This is a genomic window from Rhodovulum kholense (assembly GCF_003053725.1).
GTDB classification, from domain to species: domain Bacteria; phylum Pseudomonadota; class Alphaproteobacteria; order Rhodobacterales; family Rhodobacteraceae; genus Rhodovulum; species Rhodovulum kholense.
The window spans coordinates 1-17454 of the sequence record NZ_QAYC01000031.1 but is presented as its reverse complement, the minus strand read 5'-3'; the positions used below and the strand labels follow the sequence as shown (position 1 = coordinate 17454).

15 protein-coding genes and 2 pseudogenes are annotated in these 17454 nt (G+C 59.8%); 11 read left to right on the top strand and 6 right to left on the bottom strand.

Annotated features, from left to right (window positions below):
- Positions 1–475, top strand: a 475-nt coding sequence (locus C8N38_RS21760) for a hypothetical protein (RefSeq protein WP_215731189.1), incomplete at its 5' end; no start/stop codon positions are given.
- 185 nt (positions 476–660) lie between these two features.
- Here the strand turns inward: C8N38_RS21760 and C8N38_RS21280 are convergent.
- Complete coding sequence (locus tag C8N38_RS21280) at positions 661–1776, bottom strand: hypothetical protein (RefSeq protein WP_146176344.1); 1116 nt, start codon at positions 1774–1776, stop codon at positions 661–663.
- 4 nt (positions 1777–1780) lie between these two features.
- The gene (locus C8N38_RS20565) at positions 1781–3319 is read right to left on the bottom strand and encodes a DUF3696 domain-containing protein (RefSeq protein ID WP_108028979.1); all 1539 of its coding nucleotides are present in this window, start codon (positions 3317–3319) and stop codon (positions 1781–1783) included.
- A 605-nt stretch (positions 3320–3924) separates the two neighbouring features.
- On the opposite strand from C8N38_RS20565, the gene C8N38_RS20560 reads away from it, so the two are divergent.
- A complete protein-coding gene (locus C8N38_RS20560) occupies positions 3925–4902 on the top strand; it encodes a zinc-dependent alcohol dehydrogenase family protein (RefSeq protein WP_425440068.1) in 978 nt (325 codons plus the stop codon).
- Between the two features lie 704 nt (positions 4903–5606).
- Here C8N38_RS20560 and C8N38_RS20555 read toward each other — a convergent pair.
- Entirely contained in the window at positions 5607–6308 is a 702-nt protein-coding gene (locus tag C8N38_RS20555) for a helix-turn-helix domain-containing protein (RefSeq protein ID WP_158272405.1), read from the bottom strand.
- A 235-nt stretch (positions 6309–6543) separates the two neighbouring features.
- On the opposite strand from C8N38_RS20555, the gene C8N38_RS20550 reads away from it, so the two are divergent.
- The 6 genes from C8N38_RS20550 (at position 6544) to C8N38_RS20525 (ending at position 12846) form a co-directional block, all read left to right on the top strand.
- Positions 6544–6780: a helix-turn-helix domain-containing protein gene (locus C8N38_RS20550; protein ID WP_108028980.1), complete on the top strand. Its 237-nt coding sequence runs from the start codon at positions 6544–6546 to the stop codon at positions 6778–6780.
- A 304-nt stretch (positions 6781–7084) separates the two neighbouring features.
- Entirely contained in the window at positions 7085–7678 is a 594-nt protein-coding gene (locus C8N38_RS20545) for a TnsA endonuclease N-terminal domain-containing protein (RefSeq protein ID WP_158272404.1), read from the top strand.
- Positions 7678–9837, top strand: coding sequence for a Mu transposase C-terminal domain-containing protein (locus tag C8N38_RS20540; protein ID WP_108028976.1), 2160 nt, complete (start codon positions 7678–7680; stop codon positions 9835–9837). Before C8N38_RS20545 ends, C8N38_RS20540 begins: the two co-directional genes overlap by 1 nt.
- Entirely contained in the window at positions 9818–10786 is a 969-nt protein-coding gene (locus C8N38_RS20535) for an ATP-binding protein (protein WP_158272403.1), read from the top strand. The genes C8N38_RS20540 and C8N38_RS20535 overlap by 20 nt, the downstream gene beginning before the upstream one ends.
- Entirely contained in the window at positions 10779–12620 is a 1842-nt protein-coding gene (locus C8N38_RS20530; RefSeq protein ID WP_158272402.1) for a TniQ family protein, read from the top strand. Before C8N38_RS20535 ends, C8N38_RS20530 begins: the two co-directional genes overlap by 8 nt.
- Positions 12613–12846, top strand: coding sequence for a hypothetical protein (locus C8N38_RS20525; protein ID WP_108028973.1), 234 nt, complete (start codon positions 12613–12615; stop codon positions 12844–12846). The genes C8N38_RS20530 and C8N38_RS20525 overlap by 8 nt, the downstream gene beginning before the upstream one ends.
- A 316-nt stretch (positions 12847–13162) precedes the next feature.
- On the opposite strand, the pseudogene C8N38_RS20520 reads toward C8N38_RS20525, so the two are convergent.
- Together C8N38_RS20520 and C8N38_RS20515 are read right to left on the bottom strand one after the other, a co-directional pair.
- Positions 13163–13282, bottom strand: a pseudogene (locus C8N38_RS20520) (ZinT/AdcA family metal-binding protein); the annotation flags it as partial.
- 430 nt (positions 13283–13712) lie between these two features.
- Positions 13713–14048: pseudogene (locus C8N38_RS20515) on the bottom strand (hypothetical protein); the annotation flags it as partial.
- A 101-nt stretch (positions 14049–14149) separates the two neighbouring features.
- Here C8N38_RS20515 and C8N38_RS20510 point away from each other — a divergent pair.
- Complete coding sequence (locus C8N38_RS20510) at positions 14150–14335, top strand: terminase large subunit domain-containing protein (protein WP_245895830.1); 186 nt, start codon at positions 14150–14152, stop codon at positions 14333–14335.
- Between the two features lie 29 nt (positions 14336–14364).
- Here C8N38_RS20510 and C8N38_RS20505 read toward each other — a convergent pair whose 3' ends face one another.
- A complete protein-coding gene (locus C8N38_RS20505; RefSeq protein WP_108028972.1) occupies positions 14365–14997 on the bottom strand; it encodes a tyrosine-type recombinase/integrase in 633 nt (210 codons plus the stop codon).
- A gap of 249 nt (positions 14998–15246) precedes the next feature.
- Here C8N38_RS20505 and C8N38_RS20500 point away from each other — a divergent pair, with 249 nt between their 5' ends.
- Together C8N38_RS20500 and C8N38_RS21275 are read left to right on the top strand one after the other, a co-directional pair.
- Entirely contained in the window at positions 15247–16428 is a 1182-nt protein-coding gene (locus tag C8N38_RS20500; RefSeq protein WP_215731188.1) for an amidase family protein, read from the top strand.
- Positions 16429–16698: 270 nt separating this feature from the next.
- The gene (locus C8N38_RS21275; RefSeq protein ID WP_146176343.1) at positions 16699–17154 is read left to right on the top strand and encodes a hypothetical protein; all 456 of its coding nucleotides are present in this window, start codon (positions 16699–16701) and stop codon (positions 17152–17154) included.
- Positions 17155–17454: the final 300 nt, after the last annotated feature.

The window sequence follows — 17454 nt, the reverse complement described above, 5'->3', positions numbered from 1 at the left end:
ATGGCAGCCCGAACGCGCCGGGCGTCAGCAGGCCCTCCTGGCAGGGGCGAAAGAGCGATTGCCCAAGATGAAATATGCGTCATTCAGGGCGGAGAGCGGCCGTTCGGCCCCGTTCCCAGACATCAGCCGAGTTTCCCCGAACCGGACCTTCACCACGCCTCGACCCCGGGTCGGCCGGATCTCGGAAGTCTGGGCGGATTGTGTTGAAAAACTCCGGCCGAGGCCGAGAGGCCGCCTGAGTTTGGAACGTTATTCTCCAAAGGGAAAGAAAAGGTCTGTTTGCCTAGCGAGCTCGCAAAAAGGAGGAACCATGTTCTATGAATTGTTTCTCTGCTGCCCCGCAACCGAGTTTTTCAACAGTATCGGCGGGGATCTGCCCTTCGCTGCACACCGCATGAATGACGGGGATGCGCAGAGACAGATGGGGGCTGGGCTACCCAAATCTCGTCCGACCACAATGGACGTGGGATTTTGACACGCACCCGAAGCAAACGAGTTAGTTCAAAATATGACAGTACCAGAGCTGCTGGACGAAGCTTGGGCATTTCCTCAATCTAGTATCCCAACAAGTGAGAAGAACGCGCGGACAAAGAACTACGAAGAATGTCGAAATCAATCCGAAGGGCGCCCGCCTTAAATATCTTCCTAACACTCATCACGTCAGATAAGACTTGCATTGCTGTCCGCGGTGAAAATTTCAGCATAGCGAGTCGCGATTTCCCTAACTCCATCACTGTAAAACTCAATACTCAGATCTTTATTTATCGCAGTCATAATTTCCTTGCTGTAGCGCGTTCCTCTCGCATTGCCCAAAGCCCAATCAATTGTCGATCCGGGAATCTGCAAGGCGCCAATTGCCCCATTTCTGGCGCCAGAGGTATCCCCGCGCAAACGCTTAACTCCTTCCCCCACGGAAGCTCCGTCTTGAAATTCCTTTAGATATGATATGAACCATTCCCGAGACTCACGCTCTGAAAGCTCCGGGAAATTCGGGAAAGCTTCAAAGAACTTTGGCCTCAAATCGCAGGCGCCTGGGTTGCAGGAAAAATAGAGATCTAAGAGATTGGGTCCAACGTAGTTCTCCATGCTCCAACCGAGAGTGGCGAGAAGCGCGAAAAACGGATGCGCGGGGACCAAAGACACACCATTCGTGAATGCGCCCTTTGAAACTGCGGCATTTAGAGCAGCTTCGCCAGTTTTGCCTTTCGGAAAAGGTGGCGCAACGCCACTGGTGTCGCGATCACAAATGCAAATGCCCGCTAGAATTTTGGTGTCTAGATCAGCCATCGCTGCACCGAGCGCTGTGCCTCCACCATGAAATGTCTCCGAAAAACATAAGCCTGAAGGAAACCCACTCTTCTTATGGAATAATTCGACAAGAAGTTTATAAAATCTACCATCATTCGGCGCATTTTCTAAGAACAGTTTCGGCGGATCTTTGAGGAAGTTTATTACCACATCCGACTTCGCCGCAAATACCTCATGATTTACCGTGGGGACGATCTCGGATCCATCTGGGAGCACTCGTATCGAAAATTTAACCGATGCTCCCACTGAACCATAGTCAAGGTATCTACCCTTTATTGACTTCAAAGTGGCCGCTGAAAGGACCCCCAAATGTAAATCTCGCTCCACCCTGGAAATGATGGCGGGGGGGAGTGAGAGCAAGATTCTTCTCTCGGCATGACGAAGCAGCAGGAACTCAATGAGAGCTGCGTGCTCTAAAAACGCCGGCTTGGCAATTTCTAGGAACTCTGCGTCAAGATTTACAATCATGCACTTACACCGAGAAGAAGCCGATTGGCCAATTGGGTATTTCCCCATTCTCGTCGAAAGCCATCGTGCGTAGTGAGCTCTCGCCGCTTTCGGAGTCCTTCTCCACGAATACAATGCTCACGTCATCAGCCTGCAGATTTCCAGCGGCGATCATAAATCCTAAACTTGTAACGATGTTCTGACTATGCGTTTCGGCCAGAATTCTGAGCCCCAATTGTCGATCGTTGGCGTTGTTTACTGCACTAGCAAAGAGATCTGCAAGGTTACCCTGCATCGCTGGATGGAGGTGCAGTTCGGGCTGTTCTACAGCATAAAATGCCTCAGAACTCGATCGCCTTTTGTTATCGACATGGCGCTCGGTCACAGCATGTAGCTGCGCAACGACAGGAATGATTTGCGAGAAGCCAAAGCCAACATCTGCAACGTTCTCCCATTCCGTTGTCCCAGGAGCGGAAACTAAAACGCTGACATGATTTGGGCCCGAATTCTCGGCTTTAACGGAGTGCCCAGTTGCGACGTTCATTAGCCTATTAAATGTCGCTGCATCTGAATCATTCATTGAGTGCAGGTAGACCGCTGTATTCTCCCCACCTGATGCGAGTCTGTCGACGGCGAGCTCTTGGATTCTATCAAACCTCTCCGTACTGGCTCGTGCCGGACCAATATAGGCAGAATTCAGGAAGCAACGTTGGATCTCCTCTTTAATATATTCTAGAATCTCAGGAAGTTGGTTTATAAAAGATAGGTTGGATATTTCGGCTGACTTAGCCTCTGTCACCCTCTTCTTCACAATATGTGGAAGCTGTAGAAGTTGCTCCTTCATGCGTTCCTTCGGGTAAAACCCCAAGCGACTAGCAATGAAATCGGCTTTATCCCCAGAGAGGCGGCCATGAAGCACTTTTTCAACTGCTTCAGCAAATTCAGGATAGAAGAATGGGCGCGTAAATGTTCTCCCTCCAGTCTCAGACATGGAAGGTGAACGAGAAATGGATGGAACTAGGTCGCCAGTTGATGCCATCATGCTTAGGTTGTCGAGAGAGTAGCGTTCACCATTTAACTCTAGGCGGTTAATGAGGCCGTTATCGTCCCAGTCGACCACCAACTCTTGACTATTAATACGTAAAGTTACTCCTGAAAATAGCGTTCTTCCATTGTCGTTTGCTAGTCTCATGATGTACTTTACATCTGTTGAGTCTTCTGAGAGCTCAGCGACGTCTTCGTGGTAATAAAAAAATCTCGAAAAAGCCCTGATCTGCTTGGAGAAATCTGGGGCGGAAAAAAGAAACCCAATTCTCACCTCGGATTTCGGCGATTTTCTTGACACCACATCTGTGATTGTTCCGAGATCCACTAGGTCGCCGTCCCACAGAAGCGGCGCCGAGCTCGCCGTCGAAATTGACTGCTGTAGCAAAGGAACGAGTCTGATCAGTGAGCTCTTGCCTGAGCTGTTTCTTCCGATCAATATAGTTATTGGCTTGACGTCCAGCTGCGTTTCTTTATGGAACCCTCTATAGTTCTCGACGATTATGGATTTGATCGCCATAGGCAGGTCCTTCGTTGTTGAGCCTGTTGCTCTAAATAAGAAATTGGCCCACACCACCCGGCCAATGTTGTTTCCATTGCTCAGCAACGTGCGGGTGAGGCAGAGACCCAGCGTTTGGGTTTACTTGTTGTGCTTCGAGTAGCGAAGCTACATGTCCTTGCATGGGTTGGCAATTGCAGTCTCTTGGCGATTTGCATGACAGGGAAGCTCAGTCCCGCATTGCCTTTGCTTGCGCCAAGAGGAGCGTCATTTCAGGGTAACGCTAGCCGGGTCGTGACGTCGGGCTTAAAGGGGCTCATGGCTTGGGTGTGTTGGTCTGCGGTGCTTGGGATGAACACCTCGCTCGGGCTGGGACCGGTCATCTGCTGCGCATTGCGCGAAGGTCGGTTTTGGGCCGTTTGCTCCTCCGGTTGTGGCCAGCTTCATCAGCCAAGCGGACGTCCGCTTGTGCGATTCGTCAACAGGCAACGGCAGGGGCGTCGAACGGCCGCTATCGGCAGGGAGCGCCCGAGCGGGCGGTCCGAGGCACTCCGGCGCCATGCTGTGCCGCCGCAGGTCCGCTCCGGGCCCTTTGCCGACAGTCATGTTATGGGCTAAGGCGACACATGCCTTGGAAAAATCCCCCGCATCCCATGCGTACCTCATTCATCTACAGAACTTTCGGGGCACCGCGATCGACTCTTGAAATGCTCAATCGCGAACTGCCGCCACGCGCTCCCGGCTCATTTCGCGTGGCAGTCTCATATGTGCCGGTCAACCCCTCCGATCTCATACCAATCACGGGGGCCTATGCTCATCGGATTTCGCTGCCAGCCGTCGCGGGATACGAAGGCGTCGGGCGCGTGGTCGAAGCGCCTGACGGCCTCTCTCACATGGTTGGTCGTCGTGTCCTGCCCCTGCGCGGAGAAGGCACCTGGCAGACCCAGGTCGATTGTCCCGCCCATCATGCCGTGGAGGTGCCCGACGCGGTTCCCGACCTCGTTGCGGCGCGGGCGTATATCAATCCGATGGCCGCTGCCACGATGCTTCGGCTCTGGCCCGTCTGTGACAAAGTTGTGCTCCTCAGTGGCGCGGGATCGAGCTGTTCCGAACACTTGGGACGCTGGGCTATAAGCCAGGGAGCCAAGCGCGTCATGGGGATCTATCGTTCGGAGAACCGAAAAGACCGGTTGCGCCGGGTGGGCATCGAACCGATCTCGACAGCCAATATTAGAGCCATTTTGACCGCCTCTGCCCAAGCCGACGTCGCATTCGACGCCCTCGGCGGCGACATCGCAAGATGTGTTCTGGAACGGATGCGCGGAGAAACGGATTTTGTTGCCTACGGCCTTCTGACGGGCAAACCAGTCGAGTTCGGGGCCGGGGTCAGGGCGACCTATCACCGGTTTCACATGCGGGATCACTTCTCGGTTTTGGCGGGACAGGGCATGCAGGCTGCATTTGCCGAAATTTGGCCGCTGCTCGCAGAGTCCCCGCCTTCACCCCCACGGGTTTTCCCGGCCCGGGAGTGGCGGCAGGCCTTTGCGGAGGTCGAAAAACCGGGGGGCCAGAAACCGATACTCGATCTGTCCAGTCTCGCCTGACAAAGGGCAGCAATGCTCCGCCCTCCGGAACTTGGCGGCTCCGGGGCGTGCTGCAACCGCGATGTGTGGCTGCTTTCGTGGTTCCGCACGCCGTGGAGGCTTGGGCGCTCGACGGCGGCTATCGGCAGCGAGCGCGTTCTGGAAGCGGTCGGGTTCTTCGAAACTGTACAATCATTTGGCAATTTGTCGCTTTTGGCCTGATGGACAAGGGCCGAGGACGGTAATGGTCTCATCGATGTGTCCGAGGCGGGTTGACGGCTGAGGGGAAGTCCGTTCTCAGCGCAGGCCATTCCGTTTGGCGCAGCGAGAGCAGATCGATCTTCCGTTACGTCAGGAGAGATGCCTGGGCGCGCAACTCACTTGACGGTCAAGCTTTCATGCGGGGTTTCAGTCCACCGGCCTGCTCGGCAGCGCGAAGCAAGGGCCGTTTGGGGCCGCTCACCTGCTAGGTGAAAACCGTGACAACGGCGGCGGTGACCGCGATGAGCCCAGCAGCAGCAAGAAAAGGCACGAGAATAGAGCCGAGGCCGACGTGATTTGCATTGGCCCGAAACCGGGAGATAGGCGGGTGAGGCCTCTGGTCTTCGGTCTTGGCGGCGGCCCTGATCATTTCGTGTCCACCATGGCAGGGATACCTTTCAATATATGGAGCCCCCTCAAAAAAGCGAGGCTTGAGTCGCACGGCGCGGCTACGCACATGCGGATCATCGAGGTGAAGGGGGCATGGAGTGGGCTGCTTTCGTTGCCAGCTGGCGAAATGGGGTGAGCGTCAGGGGGCGCGAAGGGGCGATCAGGGTTCCGCGTGCATCAAAGTAACTTTTCCCCACCCGCAGAAGGTGGCGCGCCACCTTGAAAACCGGCATCTCCGCCACGACAGAAGAAATGAGCAGCAGGATCGTGGCAGCAGAGGCGAGAAACATCCAGTCGATGCCGTGGACTTCGATGCCGAAGGGGATGTCGAGCGCGAAGGAGAGATGCTTCATAGCGAAGTACGCGGTTGCGGTGAAATAGGCGTGGTCGCGCCATGTCAGGATGATTTGCCCGAGCCGCGTATAGTTCTTTTCCCGGAAGACCTTCTGTTCCTGCCTCAGAGAAGCCCAGAAGTCCCTTGGCTCACGGATGGCCGCCGTTGGCATCGGCGAGAGCATCACCTTTGCCGCGCCCACCTCAGTGGCGAGCCGGTCGGTTGCGAGCAGGTCGAACTTGAAGCGTTCGATGACGGCCAGCCTTGTCGCCTGAGGCAGCTCGCGTTCTCCACGTTCATAGCGGCGCAGGGCGCGCTCCGACAGACCAATGGCTGCAGCGAACTGTGCCTGGCTCAGTCCGGTGGACGCCCGAAGCGCCAGCAGGTTTGCGGCACCAACCCGCTGAACAATCGATTCGTTGTCTTCCTGCGGAGTGACCAAATCCGGTGATCCAGTGGCTGCGCTTTCAAGGTTTCTCAGGAACCTTAGCTCGGAACATGTGTCAGCGGTCAAGAAAACAAGGGCAGAGGACCGATCGGTCCGTACGGACCAAACGGTCCGGTTATATTTTTATTTTTCGGCAATAGCTTGCGCGATTGACTGCTTCGGATGGAGTTCCTTAGCTGAAGTATGAATCCAGCTCCTTTTGCTTTCTCAGAACCTGGAGATCGACCCGATGCGCACCCCGACAAAGGCAGATCTGGACGCTCATGAGCGTCTGAAGGCGGAACTCAGGATCCGGGGGACATCACTGGCGCAGATTTCGCGTGAGCTCGGGGTCAGCGACTCCGCGATGACCTTGGTCGGCAAGCGGATGTGCCGGTCCCAACGCATTGAAGAAGCCCTGGCTCTGGCCGTGGGCAAGGCACCGGAAGATCTGTTCCCTGCCAGCAGAGAGGGGAACGGACCATGACCTAGAAAGGCAAAAGGCCTCGGAGTTGCAGCTCGCGAGGCCCTTCAGGTGTATCAAGTTTCAGCCCGATACACCTCACTCATGACCCAACTTTCGGCCCCGGTCAAGCGTGCAGAGACTTCTGCGGGCCGGAGCCTCGTGTCTCACTGAAAGAGGACCCCGTTGCACCGGGAGGCATGCCTGCGGTGCGGGGAGCAACAGCCCGTGTATGACGAAGATTTCGGGGGGGCCGTACGTCCCGCCGGAGCGGACGCGCGCGACCCGCATGTTCCCGGCCCGATCGCGGGCGAGCGCACGAGGGTTCGTGCTCGCGAAACTGCGCTCCGGGGCCGCCTGGCGGCAGCTCATCTTCGAAAGCCACCTTGAGCGAACGTGTCTCCTGGTGCTGCTCTCGCAGCCTGGGGTTGCCGATATCTGGGATCAGCCGCCTCAGATCACCTATCGAAACCAGACGGGGAAGCGGAAGGCGCACACCTTCGATTTCCTCGTTACCTTGGACGGCGGGAACAGGATCGCGATCGCCGTCAAGCCGGGTGAGTTGGTCGAACGAAACGGGTTCGACCGCGAGTTCGCGCTGATCAGGGCGCAGACCGCCAAGCAATTCGCGGACCACGCGCTGCTCGTCACGGATAGTAGCTTCTCCGCGGCGGAAGTGCGCAATGCGGAGCTGCTTCACATGTTCCGGCAAGTCGAGGATGCTGAAGCAGACGAGGCGGTTCAGCAGGTGCTCCGAGGCATGAACTGCGAGATGTCTCTGGGGCAGGTCGTCGCCGCGACCGGCCTGCAGGGGCGGGCATTTCGCGCAGGCTTCAAGACGATCTTCGACGGCGTCGTCTTCACCGACCTGTCTCGGTCCATCACCGAAAGCAGCATGTTTTCGCTGCTGGAGGCGCAGTGATGCCAGTGAGACTGCGCATAAGCAAAGCAGATGCCCTGATTATTGGCGGCGCCGTGCATGTGGTCTGTGGCGTCTCGGATAGCACGTTGGAGCTGCGTCCATTGGACGGTAGTTCGGACCTGCTCTGCTTCAGCCATGCCGATGTCAAACGCATGATCGATGAGTGCAAGGCGTCCATCGAGTACGGCTACTTTTCCGGTGCGCAAGCTGCCCGCCGCGCCTTGGCGAGCAGCGCGCTCATCAGTCGGATGGGCGCAGCCGAAAAAGCTGAGATCTTCCGCAAGCAGCTTTACGTCGAGTGCTTTCTCGAAGCGGAGGCGAACGGTGAGGTAAGCCGCTCCAATGACCCCTGCGTCGCATTCCTCCCTCGGTTGGAAAAACGTGTCGAGGCCAAGATATTGGAGCAGATACGCCTTGGCGGGGATGAGGCGGAATTGGGCAAGCTCCTCTCCATGAAGCACCCAGGCCGGACAGCCCTCATGGCCTGGGTGCGAGACTGGGAGAAAACACGTGATCCCATGTGTTTCGTCAAGAAAAGCCGGTTCAACGGCGCCAATGCCAAGAGGGTCTCGTCTCAGGTCGAGAGTGCCATACAGACGGCAATCAAGACATATCTGCATCCAGGCCGGGTCCTCATTCCTCACGTCGCGGAAGAGGCAAATCGGGTTATTCGTGAACTGAACAGGTCGCTTGCGCTGAGCGATCAGCCGCCGGAGCGGGAGGTTTCCGAGAGCACGGTAAGACGACGCATTGCCGATCTCGATCAGTTCGAGGTCTGCGCGGCTCGGGAAGGAGTAGCGAAGGCCAAGAACAAGTTGGGACCTTACGGTCAGGGTCTTGAGATCGAAGCGCCCTTGCAGCGCATCGAAATGGACGAGTGGCAGATCGACCTCATCGCCATGCTGGAAGAAGCCGGGATCGATGTCAGCGAGCCGAAGTTCGACGACCTTCGGACAGGGCGCTTCTGGGTCTGCGTCGCAATCGATGCCGCGACGAGGGTGATCCTGGCCATCAAGATGGCGAGAACGCCGAGCCACGAGACTGCACTGGCAACCCTATGGTTGGCCATGCGGAACAAGAGCGAGATATCGAAACAGCTGGGGTGCAAGATGGAGTGGAGCCAGCACGGCCACATTTTCAACGTGGTGGTGGATAACGGAGCTTCGTTCGTCAACCCGGAGTTCAAGGCGGCGCTCGCAGACCTCTGGATCGGCTACGAAGTGCTGCCAGCCGGCGTTCCCAAGCTGCGGGGACGCATTGAACGCGTCTTCCGGACACTCGGCACCATGTTCATGCCGCTCCTGACCGGCAGAACATTTAGCAATCCGCAAGAACGCGGAGACTACCCGTCTGACAAGTGTGTGGTCCATACTGCAGACAGCATCGCAGAGGTGATGGTGCGCTTTGTCGTCGATGCCTACCACCACCGAGCGCATCGGGGTTTGGAGTATGCGACACCTGCAGATACCTGGGACCGGTTAATTGGGCTCTACGGACACAGCCCACCCAAATCACCTCATTTGCTCCGCCATTTCCTGGGCATCCCGCAGAAGCGTCAGCTTGGTCGTCACGGCGTCCTTATCTGCGGCATCGCCTACACAAGCCGCAAGCTCGCCGCGTTTTTCCAGCGGCGCGGGCCGCAGCAGGTCGACCTTCGCATCGACCCCGAGGACATGGGGTACGTCTCTGCATGGTTCGGTGATGCATGGCATACAATCCCGGCTGGATTGCCGAATGCGCGTGGTACTTCGCTCGCCGTCTGGGATGCGACCATCCGGGAACTGCGACGGTCGAACAAGGCTGCCGCGCGCCTCCATATCGAGGTCGTCGATGCCGCCCTCGAGCGTATCAAGCAGGTCGATGATCACCAACGCGCTTGGCGTCAGATCGGCCCTCTGACCGTTTCGGCCAGGGATATTCGCAGGGCTGAGCACGAGAGTTTCTACGGCCTGAATTTCGGGGCTGTTCCAGGAGAGGTCGTCGAGAAACCTTCAGCCAAAGGGACGGCGAGCCTTACCGGCAGGCTCGCCGACATTGCCGCATCAAAGGGGGCAGGCATCGAAGGCGCGCTCTCGGTCAACGATGTCTCTGACCAGATCCAGCCGCCTGACGATCCCCGGACCGAATGGAGGTTCAGCGATGAAGACGAACAAGAGTAATCCTGAGGTCCGGCAGATCATTCAGGACATTCGGGCCGCTTATGTCCCGACGATGGCCTACGACCGCCTCGATGAGTATTTCGACCAGTTGCTCGAACAGAGGCGCGCGGACCTCGCCGAAGGCATTGTATCCGACCTCAGGGGCATCGTCCTCGTCGGTCGCTCAGGGGCTGGCAAGACGACGGCGATTCAGGAGTTGAGGCGGCGCTACCGGAAAAGGCTTGTGTTTGCCGGCCCGGACGGGGTGAATGAGATGATCAGCCTCAAGGTGCCTTCGCCTGCCACGATGAAGTTCGTCGCTACGGCTGCGCTGCACGCCGCGGGCTATCCGCTTGTCCGCGATCGGTCCGCACCGGTCATCTGGGGGCTCGTGAAGCAACAGTTCAAGTTGCGAAAAACCCTCTTCATGCACATGGACGAGGCGCAGGACTTGGCTCAGCACCAGACCGACAAGGAGCGGCAGGCGATCGTCAATACGCTCAAGTCCCTGATGGAGAACAGTCAGTGGCCCGTCGGCCTGCTTCTGACCGGGATGCCCGGCCTCAAGTCGATCATCAATCAGGACGCGCAGCTGGCACGCCGAATGTATCCGATCGAAATCGAGCGCCTATCGCCATATGCAGGGCAGGATCAGGTCCTTGGTCTTGTGGCGCGCTACTGCGACAGGGCGAAGGTGCCGCGCGATGAAGACGTCAGAGAGGCGGAGTTCGCGTCACGCCTCATGCACGCGGCCGACTACGAGTTCGGGTTGCTCGCCCAGTTTATCGTCGAGGCGCTGACGCGCGCTCTCCGGTCCAACGGTTTGGAGGCATGTCTGTCCAGACGGCATTTCGCGGAGGTTTACCACATGCGGACTGCTGTCGGGCCGGGGCTCAACCCGTTTCTCGCCGAGGAATTCCACCGGATCGATCCACGCCAGTGCTTCGATGAGGGGGACCACGATGCCTGAGGACGACATACGCAATGTGCGGCTGGGTCTGACCGTTTCTCCCTTCGGCGGCGAAACCCCTGCGAGCATTGTCTCCCGGCTCTCTGCCCGAAATGGTGTCCCGCCGCGAGATCTCTGTTCCGACATGGGCATGCGGTGGCCACTTCTCTGTTCCGGCTACCCCGATCAACTTGCCTTGCTCGCCGACGTCGGCGGATTGGACCTGCAGCATCTTGAGCTTTGGAGCGCACAACAGGTCCGGGCCGGTCACTACAGGGTCGGCCGGACCAGGAGCAGCACCGGCGTGTTTCGGCGCACGTCCAGCCGGGTTTGTCCGGCATGCATTGAAGAGGCGCTCGGGGACGGAGGTCGGTCTGCTGCGTATCAAATGCTCGAATGGAACGTCCTGTGCTTGTCCGGATGCGAACGCCACAAGACGGCGCTTCTGGACCTCCCGCGCGCCGCAACCTCGCATGAAACCTACGATGTGGTGGCCCAGGTCGATCTCCACCGCGATCTGGTGAAGCAGGCTGCGGACCGGCAGCAGACCTGTGAGGCGACCGAGTTCGAAGCCTATGTGCGCCGCAGGATTTACCGCGGTCCCCAAGCCGACTGGCTCGGGGGGCTGGAACTCACTCATCTGCACGGGGCTTGCATGACGCTGGGTGCCGCCATTTGCGGCGCCCCTTTGCAGCATTTCTCCACTTTCGGTCAGGACCAGGAGCGCCAGTTCTGCGTCGAAGGGCTGCGGGTTCTTTCCGCCGGTCCGGACAGCCTCTGGCGTTGCATGGAGGAGCTCAAAGCGCGCTCCCGCTCACGCCGACCGTATTTCTCAACCGATCTGGGCGCGTTCTACACGTGGCTCCGCGCCGCGCGCGGGCGCCCGGAGCTGCAGGACCTTTTGGGTTGCGTTCACGCTTTTGCGGTGCGGAACTATACGATGAAGCCCAACAAGCGTGTGCTGGGCAGGCCGGTGCCAGATGTTCGGCGCATGTCGTTCGATACCGCGCGCAGGCAATCCGGGCTCGGGGGCGCGCTCTTGAAACGGCTGATCGGCCATGTCGATGGTTTGTCCGAGGCCCAGTCCGGGGCGCTGACGGAAACGACGCCGGAGCAGCTATCCAGGGCGATCGATTTCTGGAGCGGGTTGCGAAACCTCAAATCCACGGCTGCCGCGCTGAATGTTCTCCCGACGCAGGTGAAGGGGCTGATCGACAAGGGAATACTACGCTCAATCCGGTTTGGCACTGCGCTGCGCTACGTATACGCTGAGGATGTGGGCCGGCTTCTGGCAGACGTCACTGCGTTGCCTGAAATGCCCGGTGCCGGGGCCTACCTTCCACTTCGCGGCCATTGTCGAAACCACCGCATTGGACTGGTTCGCCTGATCACGCTCTGGCAGGAGGGAAAGGTTGATGGGCTCTCCCGTGGCGCAGACCTGACAGGTCTTCAGGCGATCCTTGTACCGCAAGACGTCGATATCGAAGCGCGTGACATCCCGCTCGCGCATCGCGATCTGACGGTGCTTGAGGCCGCATCGTACCTGAAGATCGGGGTTGGAGCCATTCGGGCGCTTCGGGACGCCGGATATCTTGGCCACGCGACGTGTCTGAACGCCGATACCAATCACCGACACACCCTGATCACCCGGTCCAGCATTCGGGACTTCGAGACGCGTTTCCTCACGCTTGGACAACTCGCTTCAGCATCCATGGTGGCCCCGATCCACTTGGCGCGTCGGCTGGATAGGGAAGGGGTCCCGACAGTCCGCTGCGGCAGTCGGCACGTTCGCGCCTATGAGCGATCGCAGGTTGCCGCATGTGGAGAAACCATGAGGAGGTCGCGCCATGGATGATGACATCGAACGCCTGGGGCAGTTGCTCTTGGCCATGTGCGATGTCGATGTGGAAACTGCGGAGTATCATGAGCTACGAGTGCAGCTGCTTCGCGAATTCGTTCGTTTACGGGCTGGACAGAACCTGCTCGAACGCCTGCGACCGATCCAGGATCAGGTTGACCGCATGGGAGCGCGAGACCCTGATTTTGATCTCAAGAGCTTCTTGGATGACGGTTGGGAGTAGCACGCGAAGGCGGTTCGTCGCGTCGTCCCAGGACGGCACGAAATCGCAGAAACCTGTCTTTGCGACGTCGAGCGCGCGCTGAGCCGCACAGCGCGCTCCCTGCCGATAGCCGCCGTTCGGTCGCCCAAGCTCGATCCGTCAGCGGATCACGAAAGCGGCCGTTCACTGCTGTTGCAGCGCGCCCTGGAGCCGCAAAGTCGGGAGAGCGGGACCTCACTGCCGTTCGCCGCGCATGTCCGTGGATGGCATGTCAGGTCCCTTCGTGCCGATGGTGTGGGTCATGGACGGCCCCGCAGGGTCGCCCGGGAATGTCGGATCAGTGGGCCATCATCTCCTGGGCCACGGCCTCGCCGCTCAGGTCGGCGGGGTAGTAGGTCGGCCAGTTGGTGACTTCCTCGAGCAGCGCCGCCCGGTCGTCGCCCCAGTAGAGGTGGAAGGGCATGCCACCCATAGGCGCTGACCGGTCTTTCCCTGCACGACAGCGATGGCGTCGCCGTCATAGTGGTCCCATTCCATCTTGCACAGGTCGCCAAGGCGCTGGCCCGTTCCCACGCCCAGGCGGCAGGCCGTCAAGGCGGTGCCTTCGGCTTCGCGCGAAAAGGCGTCAAGTGCCCAGGGCGGCCACGGTTCGTAACTGCCGCCTTTGAGCTTCTCGACGCTTTCGGCCGGGTTGAAGTCGATCCATTCCAGATCCCGCGCATGGCGCGCGAGTATGGAAAGCATTTCGACCATCGCGTTTGCTTTTCGCCATTGCCCTGCATAGGTGTCGCGGGCCGCGATGACGTCGCGGCGGCGCAGGCGCGTGAAATCCTTCGACCCGTTCTTCGCTCTGATCTGGTCGAGCGTGCGGCGATATTCCTTGCGTGGACGATCTGCGGTTTGGGCAGGTCGCCGGGCAGGCGGGCGCGGCCAAGCGGGTGCATCACTGGGTTCTCGACCGCGACACGCGGAATCGGCGCCCGCCAGCAGGCCGAGAAGAGCGCGGCGCCCTCGTCGAGCAGCCGCCACATGATGGCGCGGCGAGCCTCTTCGGGCAGGTTCGGCCAGGCGGCGCGCTCGTCCGGCTGCGCCTCGGCCGGGGCGTTGGTCGGCGGCACATGCAGCCAGCGCACGCCCGAATTGCAGAGCCGGGTGCAGGGCGGGTGCATGACGGCCAGCAGATCCCAGCCCAGATCCAGCACCTCGCGGATATCGCAGATCATGTGGCGGTTGGTGGCATCCTCGGCGGGCAGCAGGTCGCAGGACCAGCCGCCACGGCAACTCGGCCGATGGCATCAACCCCAGCTTTGTCGCCCGCGACGAGGTGCACCGCTGGACCGACCGCGAACTGGCCGAGGTGGTGGTCAATTCGATGATCGCCCGGGCGCAACCCATCGACTGGGCGATCACCTCGGCGGGGGCCGACATGGCCTCGATCTGCGGCGAACTGCGCGAGTATTCCGCGACCGTGCTGCGCGGCGATGTCCAGGACGACAGCTTCTTTGCCTAAGGGCCGCCTGTGAAGGCGGCCCGTCGTTTTCATATCTCGACGCTCTCCGATATCGCCAGCGCGTCCTCGAGTTCGACGCCGAGGTAGCGGACGGTGCTGTCCATCTTGGTGTGCCCGAGCAGCAACTGCACCGCCCGCAGGTTGCCCGTCTTCCGGTAGATCTGGGCGACCTTGGTGCGCCGCATGGAATGCGTGCCATAGGAGGTCGGGTCCAGCCCGATGGAACGCACCCATTCCCGGACGAGGCGGGCGTATTGGCGGGTCGAAATGTGAAGGCGTTCGTGGAACCGCCCCGGCCAGAGGTATTCCGAGCCGACCATCAGGGGCTCGCCCATCCAACGCGCCAGTGAGCTGCGGGTGCCTTCGGTGATCTCGAACCGGACCGGGCGCTGCGTCTTGCTCTGGATGATCGAGGCACGCTCCTTGACCTGACCCGCCGCGTAGACATCCGGGACCTTGAGTTTCACGAGATCGCAGCCCCGGAGTTTGCTGTCGATGGCGAGGTTGAACAGGGCGAGGTCGCGGTGGTTCTCGGCGATCTCCAGGCGCACGCGGATGGCCCAGACGTGTTTCGGCATCAGCGGGCGTTTCTGGCCGACGACGCGGCCCTTGTTCCAGGCCGGGCGGCAGGCGCGAATGGCAGGCAGGTTGGCAGTTGGCATGACGGTTCCTCCCATCCGCCTCGCCCCGCCACGACACCAATCCGACGTTGGTACCCCATGATAGCACGGGCTTCGAAAAGGCGGATGGGGCAAGCCCAGTGGCCCATCTCGACGGACGGCGCGCCTCGTCCGAACGGGCGGAATGCGCAGGTTTGGGCCAGATGGAGCACGACCACTTGCCCCTCCGGGCGCGTCGCGGTACCCGCAGGCATGTCGACAGCCTCTTCCCGCGATCCAATCAACGCTCTCGTGGCGGCGCTCGATCTTCCACCGTTGAATGATGGGCCCCTGAGCGGCGCGTGCTTCACTGTGAAGGACAACATCGACATCGCCGGGCATCGCACCTCCTTCGGCAGCCCCACCTGGCGGGACACCCATCCCGCGCCGGTCCACAACGCCCTCTGCGTCGATCAGCTTCTTGCCGCCGGGGCGCGCTGTGTGGGCAAGGCCGTCGCGGATGAGTTCACCTACAGCCTAGATGGCGAAAGCCAGTTTTTCGGCACGCCGCAGAATGCCAAGGCGCCAGGGCGGGTGCCCGGTGGATCGTCGAGCGGTTCGGCCGCTTCCGTTGCCAACGGGCTGGCCGATTTCTCGATCGGCACGGATTCGGGCGGTTCGGTGCGCGTTCCGGCAAGCCTCTGCGGGATCTGGGGAATGCGTCCCTCGCTGCATCGCATCTCCGAGGCGGGGGTGCTTCCCTTCATGCCGAGTGTCAGCACGGTCGGCATCCTTGCCGCGAGCCTCCCGCTGCTCGAAACCGTGGCGCGTGTCCTGCTGAACAGCCGAACAGCCCCGGTGGCCGCGCCGCGCCGCCTTTTGGTGCTGGGCGACGCGGTCGAGCTCGCCTTGCCCGCCGTGCAGCAACAGCTGCGCGCGGCCCTGGACGAGATCAACCGGTGCACCGGCCTTGTCGCCGAGCCGATCCGCTTTGGCGAGCTCATCGGCGAAGACGTGCCCCTGAGCGACTGCAATCTGAAGGCGCTGCGCGACCTGCAGACGGCGGAATTCCAGAGCACGGTCGGCAACTGGATCGAGGCCACCCGGCCCGAGCTGGGCGCGACCTTCGCCCTGGCATATGGCAACGTGCGGCGGTTCGACCGGATCGCCGCGCTGGAAAGCCTGGCGCGAAGCGAGCGGTTCTTCCAGCAGATCAACGCGGCGCTTCCACCGGGCACGATCATCTGCTTCCCGACCACGCCGACCGCGGCGCCGCTGAAAGGGACGCTTGACACGCTCGAGGCGGTGACGGCGTTCTACGATCCCACGATGACCCTTACGGCATTCTCAGGGGTTGGGCGCCTTCCCGAGATCTCGGCGCCTCTGCTGGCGGCCGAAGGCTGCCCGGTCGGCCTGTCCTTCGCCGCCGGGCATTATCAGGACGAAGCTCTTTTGGTGGCGCTTTCGGAAATTCTCGGTCCGCAAGCCGGTTAAACGTCCGCTTCGTCGGCGCACTGCTGACCTTGGTGGCCTGAGTGCATGCAGCAGCGGGGATGAACGGCCGCTTCCGTGATCCGCTGCTGGATCGGGCTTGGGGGACCGAACGGCGGCTATCGGCAGCGAGCGCCCGAGTCGGTGCGCCAGGCGCTCAGGCGCCATGCTGCGCCGCCGCAGGTCCGCGCCGAGCCCTTATCACACTGCCGCCTTTGCAATGGACTGCCGAACTCCTATCCTCGGTTACTATGTTGTGACGGAGAGCGATTGATGGCCGAAGGCGACAAGAACGATGATTTGAAACGCTGGGTCCACATTATGAATAGGGGCCATGGCTACGCCGGTGTTTTCAACCACGATGGCGCCGACGACAAGCGCATCGTTGAGGAAAACACCATTGAAGAATGGCGTGCATCAATTAAGGCGGAGCTTGGTGTTGAAGTGGACACACCTCTGTCGAATATAAATGATCCACCGGACTTCTTCGTTCCAATCAACGGCCAGCATCTCAACGTAGAACTCGTGCAACTGGTCGAGAAAGAGCATAAAAGAAGAGCCGCGAGAGGTGAAACACCATTCGCTGGTCAGTTGTTCTTGGATATGCAATGGTCGAAAGAGAGATTTATTTCAAATTTGCAGGAATTGATTTACAGGAAAGGGAAGAATATGAGAAAGTTGAGATCGCAATCGATGTACTGCTCATTCACGCAGCTGAGACTTGGCTGACTTCGACAGCAGCGAAGGGGTGGCTTGCAGGGGAAAACATTGAGACTCATCCCAGTATCCGGACCGTATTCCTTCTTTTCGACTACGAGCCGGGCGAGGGCGTGGATCATTGGCCCTTGCTTCCAGTCTACGGTGAGCTGCCTCAATAGCGCAACGACGGCTAAGTCCCGCTCTCCGGACTTTGGCGGCCTGAGTGCATGCTGCAGGGCGTTGTTGCGCAAATCCAGGGGATTCATCTCGTGAATCCAGCATGCTAGCCGGGCAGCATGAGCAGACCTCCGAAGCCGACCTGCAAGACGA

What these genes read in the sequence shown, in the direction of transcription:
- C8N38_RS20565 (WP_108028979.1), bottom strand. Translation starts at nt 3,319, where the DNA reads ATGGCGATCAAATCCATAATCGTCGAGAACTATAGAGGGTTCCATAAA.
- C8N38_RS20540 (WP_108028976.1), top strand. Translation starts at nt 7,678, where the DNA reads ATGCCAGTGAGACTGCGCATAAGCAAAGCAGATGCCCTGATTATTGGC.
- C8N38_RS20525 (WP_108028973.1), top strand. Translation starts at nt 12,613, where the DNA reads ATGGATGATGACATCGAACGCCTGGGGCAGTTGCTCTTGGCCATGTGC.
- C8N38_RS21280 (WP_146176344.1), bottom strand. Translation starts at nt 1,776, where the DNA reads ATGATTGTAAATCTTGACGCAGAGTTCCTAGAAATTGCCAAGCCGGCG.
- C8N38_RS21275 (WP_146176343.1), top strand. Translation starts at nt 16,699, where the DNA reads ATGGCCGAAGGCGACAAGAACGATGATTTGAAACGCTGGGTCCACATT.
- C8N38_RS20550 (WP_108028980.1), top strand. Translation starts at nt 6,544, where the DNA reads ATGCGCACCCCGACAAAGGCAGATCTGGACGCTCATGAGCGTCTGAAG.
- C8N38_RS20505 (WP_108028972.1), bottom strand. Translation starts at nt 14,997, where the DNA reads ATGCCAACTGCCAACCTGCCTGCCATTCGCGCCTGCCGCCCGGCCTGG.
- C8N38_RS20530 (WP_158272402.1), top strand. Translation starts at nt 10,779, where the DNA reads ATGCCTGAGGACGACATACGCAATGTGCGGCTGGGTCTGACCGTTTCT.
- C8N38_RS20535 (WP_158272403.1), top strand. Translation starts at nt 9,818, where the DNA reads ATGAAGACGAACAAGAGTAATCCTGAGGTCCGGCAGATCATTCAGGAC.
- C8N38_RS20560 (WP_425440068.1), top strand. Translation starts at nt 3,925, where the DNA reads ATGCCTTGGAAAAATCCCCCGCATCCCATGCGTACCTCATTCATCTAC.